Here is a 16,807-nt window from a genome sequence, read left to right as displayed (position 1 = left end):
ATTAAAAAAATGTATATTATAAATAATAATCCTATTTTTGTGAAAAAAATTTCAAAAATGAATTTAAGAAGATATATGATCTGCGGAGCTATTGGTTTAGCTGCTTTCTCCTGTACTCCAAGACAAGAGATCAACTATATGAAAGATATTGAAAGTGTTGCACTTGATAATTCTATAAAGAACAGTCGTAGTACTTTACAGCCGGGAGATCAGTTAATTATATCTGTTTCAGCTAAGGATATGGATGTTGTAAAGCCATTCAATCAGAATTATTCGTCGAGTACCACTATTACGCAGTATTCTATGCCTAGCTCCAATAATCTTCCTCAGCAATTACCTGTTTCAGGTCCCACATACATGGTAGATACGGACTGGAACATTAATTTTCCACAAATAGGAAAAGTAGTGGCAAAAGATGAAACAGTAGAATCTTTGAAAACAAAACTTGTAGATTTAATTTCAAAATATGTAAAGGATCCTGCTGTTGATATTAAGCTGGTTAATTTTAAAATATCCATATTGGGAGAAGTTAGTAGACCTGGAACTTATGTTATTCCGGACGGAAATACAACTTTACCCGCTGCTCTTGGTTTAGCAGGCGATCTTACTCCTTTTGGAATTAGAAAAAATGTTTTGATTGTTAGAAATGTTGATGGTAAATTCACACAGGAAAGGGTAGATTTAACGAGTGCTCAGTTTTTTAACTCGCCATACTATTATTTAAGACAAAATGATTTAATTTATGTTGAACCCAATGAAGTTCGTGAAAAAGCAGCCAGAATAGATCCTAATACAGGATTGTATATATCTGTTGCTTCAGTAATCGCTTCTATTGCATTAGGTGTGTTAGCATTAACAAAAAAATAAATTTCTAATTCCTCACAATAGTTAATAGTGGATTACAGTCAGAACCCAGAAGAATTTCAGGAAGAAAATCTTAATATTAGAGAAATAATTAAACCTTATCTGTTTAGGTGGTATTGGTTTGTCATTGGAGTCATTGCGGCACTAATAATTGCATGGTTTTTCTTGAGATATAGTGTGCCTATTTACAGCACAGAATCTACATTACTAATTAAAGAAGTTAAAAAATCTGCGTCAGGACAACCGGAAATGTCAGTTATCTCCGAATTGGGAGGAATTGGAGGCATGGGTACCAATTCTGTAGATAACGAAATTGAAATTTTGAAGTCTAAAAAACTGATGCTTTCTGTGGTAAGAGACAAATCTCTTGAAACAGGAATTTATGCAAAAGGAAAGATTAAAGAATCTGAACTTTATAAAGAAACTTCCCCATTTATAGTAAGAATTATAAAAGAGAATAAAAACGGACAATATCCTAAAAAGCAAGTTAGTGCAGAAATTGAAGGAAATAAAATAATTTTAAAATCTAAGTCTTTTAATAAAGATATTATTGCTGAATTTAATAAGTCTGTTTCAATGCCTTTTGGTGTTATAATGTTTCAGAAAAACTCATTATACCGTCCAAAAAAAGAAGATAATAACCAAAATCTTTTCTTCCTGAATTTTATGTCGGGAATGAATAGGGCTCGTTACTATCTTGCAAAGCTAAATGTCTCTCTTGTTCAGAAAGATGCAACAGTACTTAAACTTTCTATTACAGATCCTGTACCAGAAAAGGCCGAAGATATATTAAATTCTCTCGCCATAAATTATAACAAAGAAGCTAATATTGATAAAAATTCTGAGGCGCAGAAAACAGCTAATTTTATAGATGATAGAATTAAACTGATTAGTAACGAATTAGGTTCTGTAGAAACCCAAAAAGAAGACTTTAAAGTTAGAAATAATATTGCAGATATACAGACTGAGGCAGAACTTTCACTGGAAGCAGCTACTAAAGGAAGAGAAAAACAAATAGAGAATGAATCTCAGCTGGAATTGGTGAACAGTTTATTGAGTTCTATTAACAGACAGGGCAATTATCAGGTTTTACCTCTCAACGTAGGACTTTCAGATTCCGATGCTTCATCTAATATTGGAATGTACAACCAATTGGTGATTGAAAGAAGCCGCTTGTTAGAAAATTCTACAACAGCCAATCCACTTGTTGTGGATCTTACCAACCAGGTGAATAGCATGAGGAACTCTGTAATTCAAAGTTTACAGAAAAGCAGATCTGCCCTTCAAATAGCAAGAAACAATATTAATAGTGAACAAAACCGTTTATCGGGAAAAATTTCTAAAATTCCGGTTCAGGAAAAGCTTTTCAGAAGCATAGAAAGGCAACAGACTATTAAAGAGCAGCTCTATTTACTGTTGCTTCAGAAAAGAGAGGAAGCTGCAATTTCTTTGGCTATAGCCGCACCAAAAGCTAGAATTGTAGACGATGCTTTAACGAATCCGATACCGGTTTCTCCAAAGAAGCTGATTATTTATTTAGGAGCTTTAATTATCGGACTTTTAATTCCGTTCGGTATTATTTATTTAATCGAATTATTCAATAATAAGATTAAAACTAAAAATGATCTGGAAAAACTTATACATGGTGCTACAGTGATTGGTGAACTGCCTTCTTTAGAGAAAGGTGAACCTGAAATAGTTCAGATGAACGATTTGTCGCCATTGGCAGAAGCATTCAGAATACTGATTACCAATATTAATTTTATGCTTCCGAAGGGTAAAAAAGGGAATGTTATTTTTGTAACTTCAACGGTGAAAGGGGAAGGTAAAACTTTTACTTCAGTGAATTTAGCATTAACTTTAGCCACTCCGCGAAAAAAAGTGGTTATTATTGGTTCTGATATCAGAAATCCACAACTACAGCGATATAATGAGAATAGAAGAGGATTGATAGGTTTATCGGAATTTATGTACGATGATAGTATGAAAGCTTCAGAAATTATTCATCCTACATCTTTTAATCCTCATTGTGATGTAATATATTCTGGCGCAATTACGCCAAATCCTACAGAGCTTTTATCCAATGGAAGATATCAGGAATTGGTTGAAAGTTTAAAACAGGATTATGACTATATCCTTTTGGATACGGCACCTCTTATGCTTGTCACAGATTCTTTTCTTATTGCTGATACTGCTGATGTTACGGTGTATGTATCTCGTTCTGGCTACACAGAAAAAGAATTGGCATTATTCATCAATAAACAGATTGCAGAAAAGAAAATTAAAAATGTTGGAATGGTTCTTAATGATGTGAATAAAATACACAGCGGATATGGTTATGGTTACAAATACGGGTATGGATATTCTGCTGATAATAAAAAGTCATTCTGGAAAAGACTATTAGGTAAATAGAATAATTTTTAGTCTTTTCTGAGTAATTTAATAGATAATGAACAGTAAATATAATATTTGTGTGATAGGTTTAGGATATGTGGGATTACCGCTTGCCAGACTTTTTGCTACAAAATATTCTGTAGTAGGTTTTGATATCAATGAGAAAAGAATTGCCGAACTTAAATCTGGTAATGACGTTACTCAGGAATTGAATAATGATTTTCTTCATGAAGTATTGTTAGAAGAAAATCCTTTACAGAAATCAGAATCAAATCCAAAGGGTCTGTATTGTACTTCTCTGCTAGAAGATATCAAAAATGCTGATATTTATATAATTACCGTTCCAACACCTGTAGATAAACACAATAGACCAGATTTAACTCCACTTTACAAATCCAGTGAAACGGTAGCTAAGGTATTACAAAAAGGAGATATTGTTATATATGAGTCTACAGTTTATCCCGGAGTTACCGAAGAAGAATGTGTTCCTGTATTAGAAAAAGTGTCAGGATTAACATTTAATCAAGATTTTTTTGTTGGATATTCTCCGGAACGGATTAATCCGGGAGATAAAGAGCATACAGTAGATAAAATTTTGAAAGTAACTTCCGGTTCAACACCCGAAACAGGGAAGATTGTTGACGATTTATATCAATCGGTAATTACTGCAGGTACGCATCTAGCTCCATCCATAAAAGTTGCTGAAGCTTCAAAAGTAATTGAAAATTCTCAGCGAGATCTCAATATTGCATTTATGAACGAACTTGCTAAGATTTTTTCTTTAATGGATATTGATACTCATGATGTTTTAGAAGCGGCTGGAACCAAGTGGAATTTTTTAAAATTTAAACCTGGTTTGGTGGGTGGGCATTGTATTGGAGTAGATCCTTTTTATCTCGCTCAAAAAGCACAGGAAATAGGATATTACTCCGAATTAATCTTAGCAGCAAGAAGACTGAACGATTCTATGGGGGCATTTGTCGCATCCCAGGTTGTTAAATTAATGATTAAAAACGATATTAAAGTAAAAGGATCTAAAATTTTAAATCTCGGAATTACTTTTAAAGAAAACTGTCCTGATATAAGAAATTCAAAAGCGATTGATGTTATTACCAATCTACAAGATTATGGTGCAGAGGTAATTACATATGATTCTTGGGCAAACCCTGAAGAAGTAAAAAACGAATATAACATTCATTGTATTTCACAACTTCGAGATGAGGTAAAATATGATGCTATTGTTCTCACCGTATCACACAAAGAATTTTTCACATTAGATTTAAAAAGTTTTCTTAAGGAAAATGGAATTATTTATGATGTTAAAGGTCTTCTAAATAAAAATATTGTAAATAAAAGATTGTAAATTATTTGTCTTTTTAATATTTAATCTGAGTTAGGGTTAAGGATTTATAAATCGAAAAGTTAAACAAAATACTAATAATTGATTTATACGTAAAGCAAACAAAAGCGTGGAACTCACCAAAGTAATAAAAATTTTTATTACTTTGATAAACGAAGTGCCATTCTATAACTTAAAATTGTTTTAAAAATCAAGCATCTCTTTGTTTTCTTTGTGATAAAGTAATAACCAACTAAAATATCATTTATTTAAAATATTGCTTATACCGAACTCAAGTTATTTATGATCTAGTCATACTATGTGTGAAATTTTAATTTTTTTTCTCGTATACTGTTATTTGCTTCTGTCATATAAATTTTATAAAATATAGTAATATTGCTATTATAAAATTTTATGCTCAATAATAGTTAAAATTTTTCAACTATTTTTTATATGAAACAAAATAATCTTCCAATTTTACAAAGAATATATTGGGATATAACAGTTTTCAAGAAATTAAATTGGAAAGTTGAAAAATCTATTTATAGTCCAGTTTTAGTTAATTCTTAGGTAATTGATATATTTCAAGTAGATGTAAAAAATGATATAAATTCTTTTCCATTGAGTTTTTATGGTAATGTGGTCAAAAATAGTTGGTGTTTTTCCCAGAAATAATTCGTAATATTTGGCTGTTGATTGGAAGAGGAAATGAGCAATGCTGAGGAGCAACTCATCAGCAATACAATCAGCGCTGTAAACAATAGTTTAGAAGGATGGGTTTTTCCATCCTTTTTTCCATTAATTATTGGAACAGCTTTATGGCTAAAAAAACCTTACTTCTTTCGGTTCTTGTAGAAGAGATACCACTGAATGGACTTTTTTCTCCTGCTTTTCGTGAGCCCTCTGTGAATATTTAAATTTCCTTTCAAATGACCAAAAAAAGACTCAATTCCGTTTGTTGTTTTTGGGATTTTAGGATTTTGAAGAAAAGTGAACATATTAGGCAAAGCTTTTCTGATAACAGAGAAACACCTTCTGACCATTTTGTGAGTATACCAATATCTACCGGTTTCCGGGCTGTAGGATTTTTCATCAATAAAATCTTTATGCTTGTCAAACCAATCCAAAAATTCTTTTATCCAATACTGTTTCTTAGATTCATTATCAATGAAATGCAGTTTGCAGACAATTTCCCGCAGTTCAAATCCCGCATTCGACTTTGGATAGGCAGAGAGCCATATTTTACACATCCTCTGGATATGAACCAAACACCTTTGAACGGGAACCTTCGGGCAGACTTTTCGGATGGCTTTGAGTAATGATTTATCGCCGTCGCAGGTTATTCCGCCGATTTTTATTCCCAAACTAAGGATGTTTTCCAAATCTTCTTTCATCTCCTCATAATGCTCCCCGTCAGTGATTCTATAAAGTTGGGTTTGTTTAAAAACATTATCTCTGAAAACAACCAAACAAATTTCATTGGAAAAATAGGTTCCATCAATCAGCAGATAAACTTACTTCCTTGTTTTGGCTGTAGGTCAGCTTAGGAGCATTTCCAAGCATCACATTAAAATACCGCTGAAGCGTACTTACTGAATACCCTGATTCATCTGAAATCTGCTCATAGGTTTGTTTACAGACAATCCATTTTTTAAACCAAATTTCTTTGTTTTTCAAGCTCACAGATTTGTTTTCGGATGTAAAATAAATGCCACAATTTTTACATTTAAAACGGCGTTTGCCATTTTGTTTACCTCAAGAAATCACCTCCAAACTTTTGCAACTCCAACAGCGATTTTTTTTGAATTTTCAGACATAAAAAAAGTTTATTGAAACAAAGTTCAATAAACTTTCTGTATCATCAGTAATAATCAGCGTTGCAAAGAATTTCACCAACTATTTTTGACTATTAAACCGTTTTTATTATTTAATTAATATTTTTTTTGATAAATAAAAGAATTTAGATGTGATATTAAATTTTATTAATGTAATTCTTGGAAAAAACTGAGTATATTTGCAGACTTAATACAAATAAATATAAGTAATGCTAGAACACGATGTTAGACCTTGGGGAGAGTACTGGGTTTTGGAAGATGCTGAAACTCATAAAGTAAAAAGAATATTAGTGAATCCTGGAGGTAGGCTTTCTCTTCAGTACCATCACCATAGAGCTGAAGTATGGACAATAGTTTCTGGTATTGGAACCATAACCATTAACGATCAAGTTAAAGATTTTAAAGCGGGAGAGGTAGCACAAATTCCTTTAGGAGCACATCATCGTATGGAGAACAAAACTAATGAGCCTGTTGTTTTTATAGAGGTACAATATGGAACTTATTTTGGTGAGGACGATATTGTAAGAGTTGAAGATGATTATAATAGAGCATGAAAATATATAATGTAATTTTATCAGGAGGTGTAGGGAGTAGGCTTTGGCCTCTTTCAAGGAAACAACATCCAAAACAGTTTCTTAAATTATTTTCTGGTAAAGCTTTATTTGAATTAACTGCAGAAAGAAATCAAAAAGTGGTAGATGAAATTATGGTTGTAGGAAATACAGATCATATCGAATGGAGCCAACAGCTTTTGAATGACATTTCTATTCCTAAAACTTTTATTACAGAAACTGCAGCACGAAATACAGCAGCCGCAATTGCCTTTGCATCTCTTGCTGTTGATGCTGAGGATATATTGATTATTACTCCATCTGATCATCTTATTCAGAACCAAGATGCTTATGAAAAAGCAATTAAAGAGGCGATTGAATTAGCTCAGAAAGACTTTCTTGTTACTTTTGGAGTAGTTCCTTCAAAACCGGAAACTGGATATGGTTACATAGAATATGAAGGGAAAGATGTACTTTCTTTCAGAGAAAAACCAAACACTGAAACAGCACAAGGATTTTTAGAAAGAGGTACTTTTTTGTGGAATTCCGGAATGTTTTGCTTTAAAGCAGGTGTATTTTTAGATGAACTGAAAAAGTATCAACCGGAAGTCTTTGAAAAATGTGTAGAAGCTTGGAGTATATCTGAAAATAAGTCTCTGAATATAGAAGCCTCTCTACAGATACCATCCATAAGTATAGATTATGCTGTAATGGAAAGATCTAAAAAGATAAAAGTAGTACCTGCTCATTTCAGATGGAGTGATTTAGGGTCTTTCGAGTCTTTATATGATTATTTACGTTCTACAGGGCATTCTGTTGATGAAAATGGTAATATGGTCATCGGTACAGAAATTTTCACTGCATTTGTAGGTCTTAAAGATTCTATTTTCGTTTATACTCCCGATGCGTTTTTAATTTTACAGAAAGAGAAATCTCAAGATGTTAAAAAGATTTATAATCAGTTAGAAAAATATCAATCTACTTTAAGATAAATGTTTTATAACATTTGATATAGCAATAAGTTATAATAAATTACTAAAGTTTTTAAAGCAACTTAATTTATACTAATAATTTAAAAATTAAAAATTGCAAAAGAAAAATCTTATAATATTTGGAACGAGACCGGAAGCAATTAAAATGGCTCCTCTGGTAAAAGAATTTCAAAAACATCAGAATATTTTTGAAACAAAGGTCTGCGTTACAGCTCAACATCGCGAAATGCTAGATCAGGTATTAGATTTTTTCGAGATTAGACCTGATTATGATTTGAATTTAATGAGGCCTAACCAAAATCTATTTACATTAACTGCAGACATTATATCTGAACTGAAACCGGTTTTGGATGATTTTTCACCAGACTATGTTTATGTTCATGGTGATACAACAACGACAATGGCTGCTAGTATTGCTGGATTTTATAGTGGGGCTAAGATTTGTCATGTAGAAGCAGGATTGAGAACTCATAATAAAAGATCGCCTTTTCCAGAGGAAATCAATAGGCAGGTTACGGGACGAATTGCAGATTTTCATTTTGCACCAACACAACAATCTTATGATAATTTGTTGAAAGAAAATCTGCCAAAACAAAATATTGTTATTACTGGAAATACTGTTATTGATGCTTTATTAGAGAGTTCCGAAAGAGTAAAAACAATTAAGAATCCTGAAATCGATTTTTTAGAAACAATAGTTGATCCTTCAAAAAAATTAATACTGGTAACTGGGCATCGTAGAGAGAATCACGGTCAAGGATTTATCAATATTTGTGAAGCACTGAAAGAAATTGCGCTATCCAACCATAATTCACAGATTATATATCCTGTTCATCTTAACCCTAATGTAAAGGAACCAGTATATAAAATACTTTCCGGTATTAACAATATAAGGCTTATAGATCCATTAGCTTATCCTGCATTTGTTTGGTTGATGGCGAAGTCTTATCTAATTATTACCGATTCTGGTGGTGTGCAAGAGGAAGCTCCTAGTTTAGGAAAACCTGTTTTGGTTATGCGAGACACAACTGAAAGGCCAGAAGCAGTACAAGCGGGTACCGTTATTTTGGTTGGGACAGATAAAAATAAGATTGTAGAAGAAACAAATAAACTTTTAACAAATACTACAATCTACCAAAAAATGAGTGAACTTCATAATCCATACGGGGATGGAAATGCTTGTGAGAAAATTGTAGAGTTTATCCGTTCATTATAATTAGCAATGGATATCAAATCAAAAGTAAAGTTAATTCTATCATCCGACATTAATAAGAAAATTTTTTCACATAGTTTTTGGATTCTATTAGGAAACCTGTTGTCAAAATTTATTCTACTACTAGCCACAATTTTAATGGCAAGATATTTAGGTAAAGAGCAATATGGTCAGTTTGGGATAATTAAATCTACAATACTTATGTTTGTAATGTTTGCGGGTTTAGAATTGGGTATTACTTCAACAAAATATATTTCTCAGTATAGATTTTCAGACAAAGCAAAAGTTGAAAAAATTGTTGGTATTTCTACACTACTAGCAATTATAATAAGCATATTTGTTTCTATTTTAGTTTATGTATTTGCCGAAGAAATTGCAATCCAAATAAAAGCTCCGGTAATTTTTAACGAAATTAGATTAAGTTCTTTTATTCTGTTTTTTTCCTCTCTTAACGGAATCCAAAATGGCATTCTCGCAGGAATGGAAAAATTTAAACAAATGTCTATAAATAATGTTGTTGCAGGAGTTATTTCCTCTATAGGATTAATTTTGGCATCCAAATTTTTTGATCTGAACGCTGTGGTAATTGCATTTGGTCTTAACTTTGTGATTTTGTTTTTACTCAATTTTTTAACATTAAAAAAATATTTTTACTCAGAATTTAATATTCAAATCTTTGATATTAAAAATTTCGAAGAACTTAATGTTTTATGGAAATTTAGTTTACCTGCAATTTTGGGAGGTTTAATGGTTGGTCCGGTTACTTGGTATTGTAATTACTTACTTGTTAATCAACCAAAAGGATATGAGCAGATGGCTAATTTTGATATTGCCAACCAGTGGAGAAATACAATTTTATTTATTCCTGCTGCGCTCTCTCAGATTGCATTGCCTATGTTAACTGCTAATGCAAATAATATAGATACATACAAAGAAGTGTTTAATAAAAATCTGAGAGTAAGTGTTTATATAGGTTTTGGATTGGTGCTGTTTTTTGTTATTGCTTCACCTTTAATTACATTTTTTTATGGACATAAATATGATGATGCCCTTGTACCAATCATTATTATGTTCATTACTACCGGTTTTATCGCTGTTAATAATGTAGTAGGACAAGCAATTGCAAGTAAAGGCAAAATGTGGCTTGGTTTTTATTTTAACTTATTCTGGGCAATTATTTTAATTGCATGTTCATATTATACGATTAGAATACTCAATTTAGGAGCAGTTGGTATTTCAATTTCTTATCTAATAAGTTATATATTTCATACTGTTTTTCAGTTTGTTTATTTAAAAAAGATTATCATTTAGAATATAAGTAACTATAATAACATTAAGATGAAATTTCAGATTCTTTTTGAAAAAGGAGATAGGCATGATGCTACAATACATTATGTCGAAATCATAAGAAAATCTTTATCTAATTTCGAAGCTAAAGTCGAAATAATTGAATCTATAAAAGAAATAGACTCAAGAAAAAATATTATTATTGTTGTTAATGCAAAATCACATTTAAAGGTTTTAATTAAAAATCCTTTCATCAAAGTGATATGTTGGTATCAAGGTATTATGCCCGAAGAATTGTTCGTTAATTACCACCATAAAGACAAAGTATTTAAAATTGCTTTATGGACTATTTTCGAGTTTATCTCATTGAGATGTAATTTTTTCTCAATTTTTGTTTCAAATAAAATGAAAACACACTATGAGAAAAAATATAAAGTAGATTTTAAAAATAAATTTTATATAATGCCTTGTTTTAATTTGGATGTTAACAAGGAAGCTTTCACACAGCCTAGTAAATATAGCACTCCTACATTTTTATACGCAGGAACCATGTCAGATTGGCAATGTATAGATCAAATGCTGATTTTGTATTCCGAAATAGAACTAAAAATTAAGAACGCGAAATTGTATTTGTTTACTCCTGATCAAGACAAAGCAAAAGAGTATGTAAATAAGTATAAAATTGAAAATGTTGTGATTGATTATAAACCATATAAAGAATTGTCTCAAGAAATAAAGAAGTACAAGTATGGCTTTATAATACGAGAAGATATTGAAATGAACAGAGTGGCAACTCCTACAAAAATGAATAGCTATCTTGCAAATGGTATAATTCCTATTTTTAGTAATTGTATAAATTCGTTTCAAGAGAATCTATCTAATCTTGAATTTAAAATTGTTTTGAAAAATAATTTAGATTCAGAATATTTACTTCAACAACTTAATAGTTTTGAAAGTAACAATTTATTAGAAAACTCGATTTATGACGATTTTTTAGCTAACGCTTTTACTACTTACTATAATGATGAATTTCACATTAAAGAGTTATTTTACAAATTAAATGAAACTATATATTAAATGAAGTTTTCACTAATTACGGCTACTTTAGGTAGAGTTTCTGAAATAGAAGAACTATTAATTTCTTTATCAGCCCAGACATATAGGAGTTTTGAACTTATATTGGTAGATCAGAATCCTCATAGACTTATTGAAGAAATTGTTCAGAGATATGATTCTCAGTTTACTATAATATATATAAGAAGTGATAGAAAAGGTCTTTCTTATAATCGTAATATTGCATTGGATGTTGCAACAGGAGAAATTGTTGGATATCCGGATGATGACTGTACGTATTCTGAGAATGTTTTAGAAGATGTTAAAAATTCATTTACAGAAAATAACTTTGATTTTGTATTATTAAAGGCTAATGACCCTATTACAGATTTTAATTTTATTACTGTAGAAAACCGAATTCTATCCAAAAAAGATATTATTAAAAAATGTATTTCTTACAACGTATTTACGAAATTAAATAAAAATATAAATTTTGACGTTCAATTAGGTGTAGGTAGTTTTTTTGGATCGGGAGAAGAAACAGATTATATGTGGGCTGTGCTGAATGACAAAAGCAGAGGTGGGTTCGCAAAAAATGCTACAGTATATCATCCAGCCAATTTGTCATCAAAAGATAGTGAAAGAGCTTATAAGTATGGTTTAGGCTTTGGTGCTATTTTTAAAAAAGAATACTTACGTACAAAAAAATTATCAGTTTTATTACAGTTTTACAAATATCTATTAAGAAGTGCGGGAGGAATTTTATTAAGTGGCAATAAAAAATTTTATTATAAGACTCTAATTGGTAGAATAAAAGGTTACCTTAATTTTAGGATTAATTAATATATGTTATACTATCTTGTACCCACATACTTATTTCTTGTCTATAGTTTACAAGTAGTTTTCAGAAACAAAAATAAATTTTTGTTTTTATTATTGCCTGCAATTTTATTTATTCTATGTATAGGAATGTTCAGAGATATTAGTGTAGGAACAGATACATATGAATATTATCGAGTGTTTAATTTTCCAGATAATATAGAATTAGGATATCAATTTTTAACAAAAGTCGTAAAATTTTTTGGAGGTAGCTTTAATTCATTTTTAGCTATTTTTTTCTTTTTATCTTTTATTCTTAAACTGTTATCATTCAAATTAACATCCAATAACATAATACTATCTTTGTTAATGTATTCAGGATTCTGGTTTCTTGTTTATGACATGAACGGAATACGGCAAGGATTAGCACTCGGTTTTGTAGGTTTGGGGCTAAGTTATCTCAACAAAGGAAATATCAAAATGTTTTATTTTGCCATTGTATTGGCTGTATTTAATCATTATTCCGCAGCAGTCTTTTTACCTTTAGCTATAATTACTCGAAATGTAATCTGTTCAAAAAAAATATTTTTTATAGTTTTTTTTACGGTATTATTTTTAGCTACCACTAAAATTGCTCAGCCAATTATTAATCTTATTAGTTCATTTTTAGGAAGTGAAAATCACTTTGCAAATAAAGCAAGTGCATACAGTAAAGATGATATGTATAATAGTAATATTTTATATAGTTTTAGTACAGCTGTAAGGGTGGCGATATTATTTATAACTTTTTTTGCTTTACAAAAAATTAAGTTAGATAGTAGATTAAAAAATATTTTATTGTGGTCTGCTCTTATTAATATTTCTATTTATCTTATTTTTAGTGAATTCGAATTAATTGCCACTAGACTTTCATTATATTATCGTTTTAGTGAATGCATATTTTTTTCTTTTTTGCCTGCAATAACTAGATATAATATTCTTAAATTTTTAATTGGTTTATTAATTTTCGGGTATGTTGTATTACAAATTTTCCAAACATTGTCTCCTTTAAATAATAGTTTGGAACCATATAATTCTATTTTATTCAAATAATGAAAACTATTTTTGATTGCCGAATGATTAATAATTCTGGAATAGGTACTTATGTAGAAGAATTGTTATATTATTTTTTAAAAGATAAAAAGCTTTCTTTAATATTGATTAGCAACAATGAAAGTGACGAAAAAGTTAAAGAAGTTTTAAAAAATTCAGAATCAGAAGTTGAGATTATTTTTTTTAAGTCGTTACCATTTTCTTTGAGAGAACAATACGAGTACATTACAAAACTTCCCAAAAATGCTAAAATATTTATTCCTCATATAAATATTCCATTCTTTGTAAAAAAGAATAGTTTATTTATTACCATTCATGATGCATTTCATTTAGCAAATCCGCATTATTATTCGAAATTGGCAATTCTATATTTTAAATTTCTTTTTAAAATTATTAAAAGAAATGCATATAAAATTTTCACAGTATCAGAATTTTCAAAAACAGAAATTTTACGATTTATAACTATTGATCAGTCTAAAATTGAAGTGATTTACAATGGCTATAAACAAATGAATAAAATTGATTGTACTGATATTGATGAAAATGTTAAACAAAAACTAGATTCATTCAATAAAATTATACTTTTTGTCGGAAACGTAAAACCGCACAAAAATTTAAAATTTTTAGTAGATTCTTTTAATAAGCTGAATAGGGAAGATGTACTTTTATTAATTGTAGGTAAAAAAGATTCTTTTTTTATTAACGACAATATAGATAATTTGGGGAAAGATAATATTTTTTTTACGGGCTTTGTCAACGAATCAACTTTAAAATATGTTTATGAAAAGTCCTCTTTCTTGATATTTCCATCTAAATATGAAGGGTTTGGATTGCCTATTCTTGAAGCAATGTATTTTAGAAAGTTAATATTAGCCTCAGATATTCCTGTTTTCAAAGAGATTTTTGGAGATGAAATAAACTATTTTGAAATAGAAATTGAAAACAGTTTAATTAATGAGATGAATAAACTTCTTGTTAAAGATAATGATTTGAAAAATTATGACTTATTCTTAGAGAAATTTACTTGGACAATTTCTGGGGAAAAACATGAAAAAAGTTTAGAATTATGAAAATTTTACAGTTTGGTAAAGCCTATCCACCAGCAAATTTAGGCGGTGTTGAAGTCGTAATACAATTACTTACAGAAGGACTCAATGACGAAGGTATTACTTGTGATGCTCTAGGTGTAAATGATATTTCTGAATATAAAGTAGATCACTATAAACAAGGCAATATTTATAGAGCAAAACTTAATATTAAAAAATTTTCCACACTTTTTTCTTTGCAGGTTATAAAAATATTTAAGAAAATTCGAAATGATTATGACATAATACATGTTCATTCTCCAGATCCAATGGCTGCAATTGCTATGTTTTTATCAAAGCCTAAAAAACCAATTGTTTTACATTGGCATAGCGATATTTTAAAACAAAAAATTTTATTAATTTTTTATCGTCCTCTGTTAAAATGGCTAATGAGTAAATCTTCAGTTATTGTTGCGACAAGCCCCAATTATATTGAAGGTTCCGATTTGTTAAACCTTTATAGGAATAAATGTGTAGTTGTACCAATTGGAGTTAATATACTAACAAATGATAAGCAGATTGAAAAGAATCGTTTTTCTGGTTTAAAAAATAAAAATATTATTTTTTCTCTAGGAAGATTGGCTTATTATAAAGGTTACGAGTACCTTGTAAAATCAGCATTAACGATCCCTACCGATTGTATTATTGTTATTGCGGGAGAAGGTGAAGAAAGACAGAAACTAGAAGAGATTATTAAAGAAAATAAATTAGAAGATAAAGTTCTATTACCAGGAAAAATTACTGATGCTGAAAAAGATTTTTTATTCAAAAATTCAAAAATTTTCGCATTAAGCTCAATTTTTAAAACTGAAGCATACGCAATTGTACAAGTAGAAGCATTGTCTTATGGTTTGCCTATTGTATCAACACAAATACCTGGATCCGGTGTAGATTGGGTAAACGTAAATGGGTATACAGGAATAACAGTTCCTATAATGAACTCTAAAATAATTGCAGAAAGTATTGGAACGATGCTTAAAGATGAAAATTTGTACCAAGAGTTTTCAAAAAATGCCGTTAAAAGGTATAACGAAGAATTAACTAGAGATATTATGATAAAAAAAACAATAGATATTTATAAGGATATTCTTAAAGTTTAGTAACTTTATTTAAGCGACTTTTATAAATATTATAGTGTTTTAATAATTAGAAAAATTGTAATTATTGCAGATAAAATAGTATTGTTGATAAAAGCAATTATTACATCATAAAAGTAATTGTAATTATTATTAAAGTTTAAATTAATTCTAATATAAAATTAATATTTTTGCAGAAATACTTTATGTATTATTTATAGTATTAGTAACTAAAAATTGTATGAAATTTAAAACGTATTTTAATGTAGCAAATAGCATAGAAAGATGTCTGTTTATCAATGTAAGTGACATATCTATGAAGCTATTTAAAGGAAAAAAATTGAAACAATTTTTTAAAGTTGTTATCTATAACTCAGAAAGAAACTCCAAAAGTATTTTAGAGTATTTAGATAGATTAAACATTAAGAATATTATCATTGAAACATCAAGTCTAAATAGATTGCCTGAAAATTTGGTTAATGATATTATTCATGCAAGATTAAAAGGAGTAACTGTTTACGATGCACATGAATTCTATGAATTCGTAAATCGGAGAATTCCATTGGTTAAGCTAAGCTCAAACGAGTATTTGGCTGACGATATATTTTCGATTGGTTTGAAAAAGAATTTTAAACTATCGATGAAGAGATTTTTTGATTTTACCGTTGCTATTTGTCTTTTACCCTTTGCTCTACCTTTGGTTATATTTGCTTGTATAATAAATTTAATATTTTCTCCCGGAAAAGTTTTTTTTGTTCAAGAACGTGTTGGAATTCGAGCCAAAAATTTTAAAATTTATAAAATTAGAACTATGAAGACCAATCATAGTGGTGGTTTTACAACACAAAATGATGATAGAATTACATTTGTGGGCAAATTTTTAAGACTCTCTAAAATTGATGAACTTCCTCAACTTTATAATATTTTAAAAGGTGATATGAGTTTAATCGGTCCAAGACCAGAAAGACCAGAATTTGTACACCAATGTACCATAGATAATGCATTTTTTGATTTAAGACATGTAATTAAACCCGGAGTTACAGGTTGGGCTCAAGTCAATCTTCCAAAAGCAACACCCGAAGATAATTTGAAAAAACTAGAGTATGATTTATATTATATTAAAAACTACTCCATGAAATTAGATTTTGAAATAATAATTAAGACTATAAGAGTAGTTTTAACGATGAATAGTAATTAAAAAGTATTG

General features: G+C 29.6%; 15 protein-coding genes. 13 read left to right on the top strand and 2 right to left on the bottom strand.

Annotation, left to right across the window (positions count from 1 at the left end):
• Nucleotides 1-57 precede the first annotated feature (57 nt).
• Genes MTP08_RS09120 through MTP08_RS09110 form a run of 3 tightly spaced genes read left to right on the top strand, consistent with a single transcriptional unit; the run spans nt 58 to nt 4,621 of the window.
• Nucleotides 58-867 carry a polysaccharide biosynthesis/export family protein gene (locus MTP08_RS09120; protein WP_243575736.1) on the top strand — a complete coding sequence of 270 codons (810 nt, stop codon included), beginning with the start codon at nt 58-60 and terminating at the stop codon, nt 865-867.
• Nucleotides 868-894: 27 nt separating this feature from the next.
• The gene (locus tag MTP08_RS09115) at nt 895-3,276 is read left to right on the top strand and encodes a GumC family protein (RefSeq protein ID WP_243575734.1); all 2,382 of its coding nucleotides are present in this window, start codon (nt 895-897) and stop codon (nt 3,274-3,276) included.
• Between the two features lie 37 nt (nt 3,277-3,313).
• A complete protein-coding gene (locus tag MTP08_RS09110; protein WP_243575733.1) occupies nt 3,314-4,621 on the top strand; it encodes a nucleotide sugar dehydrogenase in 1,308 nt (435 codons plus the stop codon).
• Between the two features lie 809 nt (nt 4,622-5,430).
• Here MTP08_RS09110 and MTP08_RS09105 read toward each other — a convergent pair.
• Both MTP08_RS09105 and MTP08_RS09100 read right to left on the bottom strand, forming a co-directional pair.
• Entirely contained in the window at nt 5,431-6,066 is a 636-nt protein-coding gene (locus MTP08_RS09105; RefSeq protein WP_243575732.1) for a transposase, read from the bottom strand.
• Nucleotides 6,067-6,094: 28 nt separating this feature from the next.
• The gene (locus MTP08_RS09100) at nt 6,095-6,280 is read right to left on the bottom strand and encodes a hypothetical protein (RefSeq protein ID WP_243575731.1); all 186 of its coding nucleotides are present in this window, start codon (nt 6,278-6,280) and stop codon (nt 6,095-6,097) included.
• Nucleotides 6,281-6,641: 361 nt separating this feature from the next.
• Between MTP08_RS09100 and MTP08_RS09095 the strand changes: the two genes are divergently transcribed.
• The 10 genes from MTP08_RS09095 to MTP08_RS09050 all read left to right on the top strand — a co-directional run bounded on the left by MTP08_RS09095 (nt 6,642) and on the right by MTP08_RS09050 (nt 16,798).
• Complete coding sequence (locus tag MTP08_RS09095) at nt 6,642-6,986, top strand: phosphomannose isomerase type II C-terminal cupin domain (RefSeq protein WP_243575730.1); 345 nt, start codon at nt 6,642-6,644, stop codon at nt 6,984-6,986.
• Entirely contained in the window at nt 6,983-7,975 is a 993-nt protein-coding gene (locus MTP08_RS09090; RefSeq protein WP_243575729.1) for a mannose-1-phosphate guanylyltransferase, read from the top strand. The genes MTP08_RS09095 and MTP08_RS09090 overlap by 4 nt, the downstream gene beginning before the upstream one ends.
• A gap of 145 nt (nt 7,976-8,120) precedes the next feature.
• Nucleotides 8,121-9,191 carry a non-hydrolyzing UDP-N-acetylglucosamine 2-epimerase gene (wecB, locus tag MTP08_RS09085; RefSeq protein WP_243577745.1) on the top strand — a complete coding sequence of 357 codons (1,071 nt, stop codon included), beginning with the start codon at nt 8,121-8,123 and terminating at the stop codon, nt 9,189-9,191.
• A 6-nt stretch (nt 9,192-9,197) separates the two neighbouring features.
• On the top strand, nt 9,198-10,499 hold the full coding sequence (locus MTP08_RS09080) for an oligosaccharide flippase family protein (protein WP_243575727.1): 1,302 nt from the start codon (nt 9,198-9,200) through the stop codon (nt 10,497-10,499).
• A 27-nt stretch (nt 10,500-10,526) separates the two neighbouring features.
• On the top strand, nt 10,527-11,552 hold the full coding sequence (locus tag MTP08_RS09075) for a glycosyltransferase family protein (protein ID WP_243575726.1): 1,026 nt from the start codon (nt 10,527-10,529) through the stop codon (nt 11,550-11,552).
• The gene (locus MTP08_RS09070; RefSeq protein ID WP_243575725.1) at nt 11,553-12,371 is read left to right on the top strand and encodes a glycosyltransferase family 2 protein; all 819 of its coding nucleotides are present in this window, start codon (nt 11,553-11,555) and stop codon (nt 12,369-12,371) included.
• Between the two features lie 81 nt (nt 12,372-12,452).
• On the top strand, nt 12,453-13,439 hold the full coding sequence (locus tag MTP08_RS09065; RefSeq protein WP_243575723.1) for an EpsG family protein: 987 nt from the start codon (nt 12,453-12,455) through the stop codon (nt 13,437-13,439).
• Nucleotides 13,439-14,509 (top strand): glycosyltransferase family 4 protein, encoded by a 1,071-nt coding sequence (locus MTP08_RS09060; protein ID WP_243575721.1) that lies wholly within the window; start codon nt 13,439-13,441, stop codon nt 14,507-14,509. The genes MTP08_RS09065 and MTP08_RS09060 overlap by 1 nt, the downstream gene beginning before the upstream one ends.
• Nucleotides 14,506-15,624 carry a glycosyltransferase gene (locus tag MTP08_RS09055; RefSeq protein WP_243575720.1) on the top strand — a complete coding sequence of 373 codons (1,119 nt, stop codon included), beginning with the start codon at nt 14,506-14,508 and terminating at the stop codon, nt 15,622-15,624. Before MTP08_RS09060 ends, MTP08_RS09055 begins: the two co-directional genes overlap by 4 nt.
• A 217-nt stretch (nt 15,625-15,841) precedes the next feature.
• Complete coding sequence (locus tag MTP08_RS09050; RefSeq protein WP_243575719.1) at nt 15,842-16,798, top strand: sugar transferase; 957 nt, start codon at nt 15,842-15,844, stop codon at nt 16,796-16,798.
• Nucleotides 16,799-16,807 lie beyond the last annotated feature (9 nt).

Origin of the sequence: Chryseobacterium oryzae (assembly GCF_022811665.1) — a bacterium.
GTDB lineage: Bacteria > Bacteroidota > Bacteroidia > Flavobacteriales > Weeksellaceae > Chryseobacterium > Chryseobacterium oryzae.
This window is presented reverse-complemented; position numbering and strand designations above follow the sequence as displayed.

Bases quoted from the DNA above. Each gene is read 5' to 3' on its own strand.
- MTP08_RS09120 (WP_243575736.1), top strand. From the start codon at position 58: ATGAATTTAAGAAGATATATGATCTGCGGAGCTATTGGTTTAGCTGCT.
- MTP08_RS09110 (WP_243575733.1), top strand. From the start codon at position 3,314: ATGAACAGTAAATATAATATTTGTGTGATAGGTTTAGGATATGTGGGA.
- MTP08_RS09095 (WP_243575730.1), top strand. From the start codon at position 6,642: ATGCTAGAACACGATGTTAGACCTTGGGGAGAGTACTGGGTTTTGGAA.
- MTP08_RS09090 (WP_243575729.1), top strand. From the start codon at position 6,983: ATGAAAATATATAATGTAATTTTATCAGGAGGTGTAGGGAGTAGGCTT.
- wecB (WP_243577745.1), top strand. From the start codon at position 8,121: ATGGCTCCTCTGGTAAAAGAATTTCAAAAACATCAGAATATTTTTGAA.
- MTP08_RS09080 (WP_243575727.1), top strand. From the start codon at position 9,198: ATGGATATCAAATCAAAAGTAAAGTTAATTCTATCATCCGACATTAAT.
- MTP08_RS09075 (WP_243575726.1), top strand. From the start codon at position 10,527: ATGAAATTTCAGATTCTTTTTGAAAAAGGAGATAGGCATGATGCTACA.
- MTP08_RS09070 (WP_243575725.1), top strand. From the start codon at position 11,553: ATGAAGTTTTCACTAATTACGGCTACTTTAGGTAGAGTTTCTGAAATA.
- MTP08_RS09060 (WP_243575721.1), top strand. From the start codon at position 13,439: ATGAAAACTATTTTTGATTGCCGAATGATTAATAATTCTGGAATAGGT.
- MTP08_RS09055 (WP_243575720.1), top strand. From the start codon at position 14,506: ATGAAAATTTTACAGTTTGGTAAAGCCTATCCACCAGCAAATTTAGGC.
- MTP08_RS09050 (WP_243575719.1), top strand. From the start codon at position 15,842: ATGAAATTTAAAACGTATTTTAATGTAGCAAATAGCATAGAAAGATGT.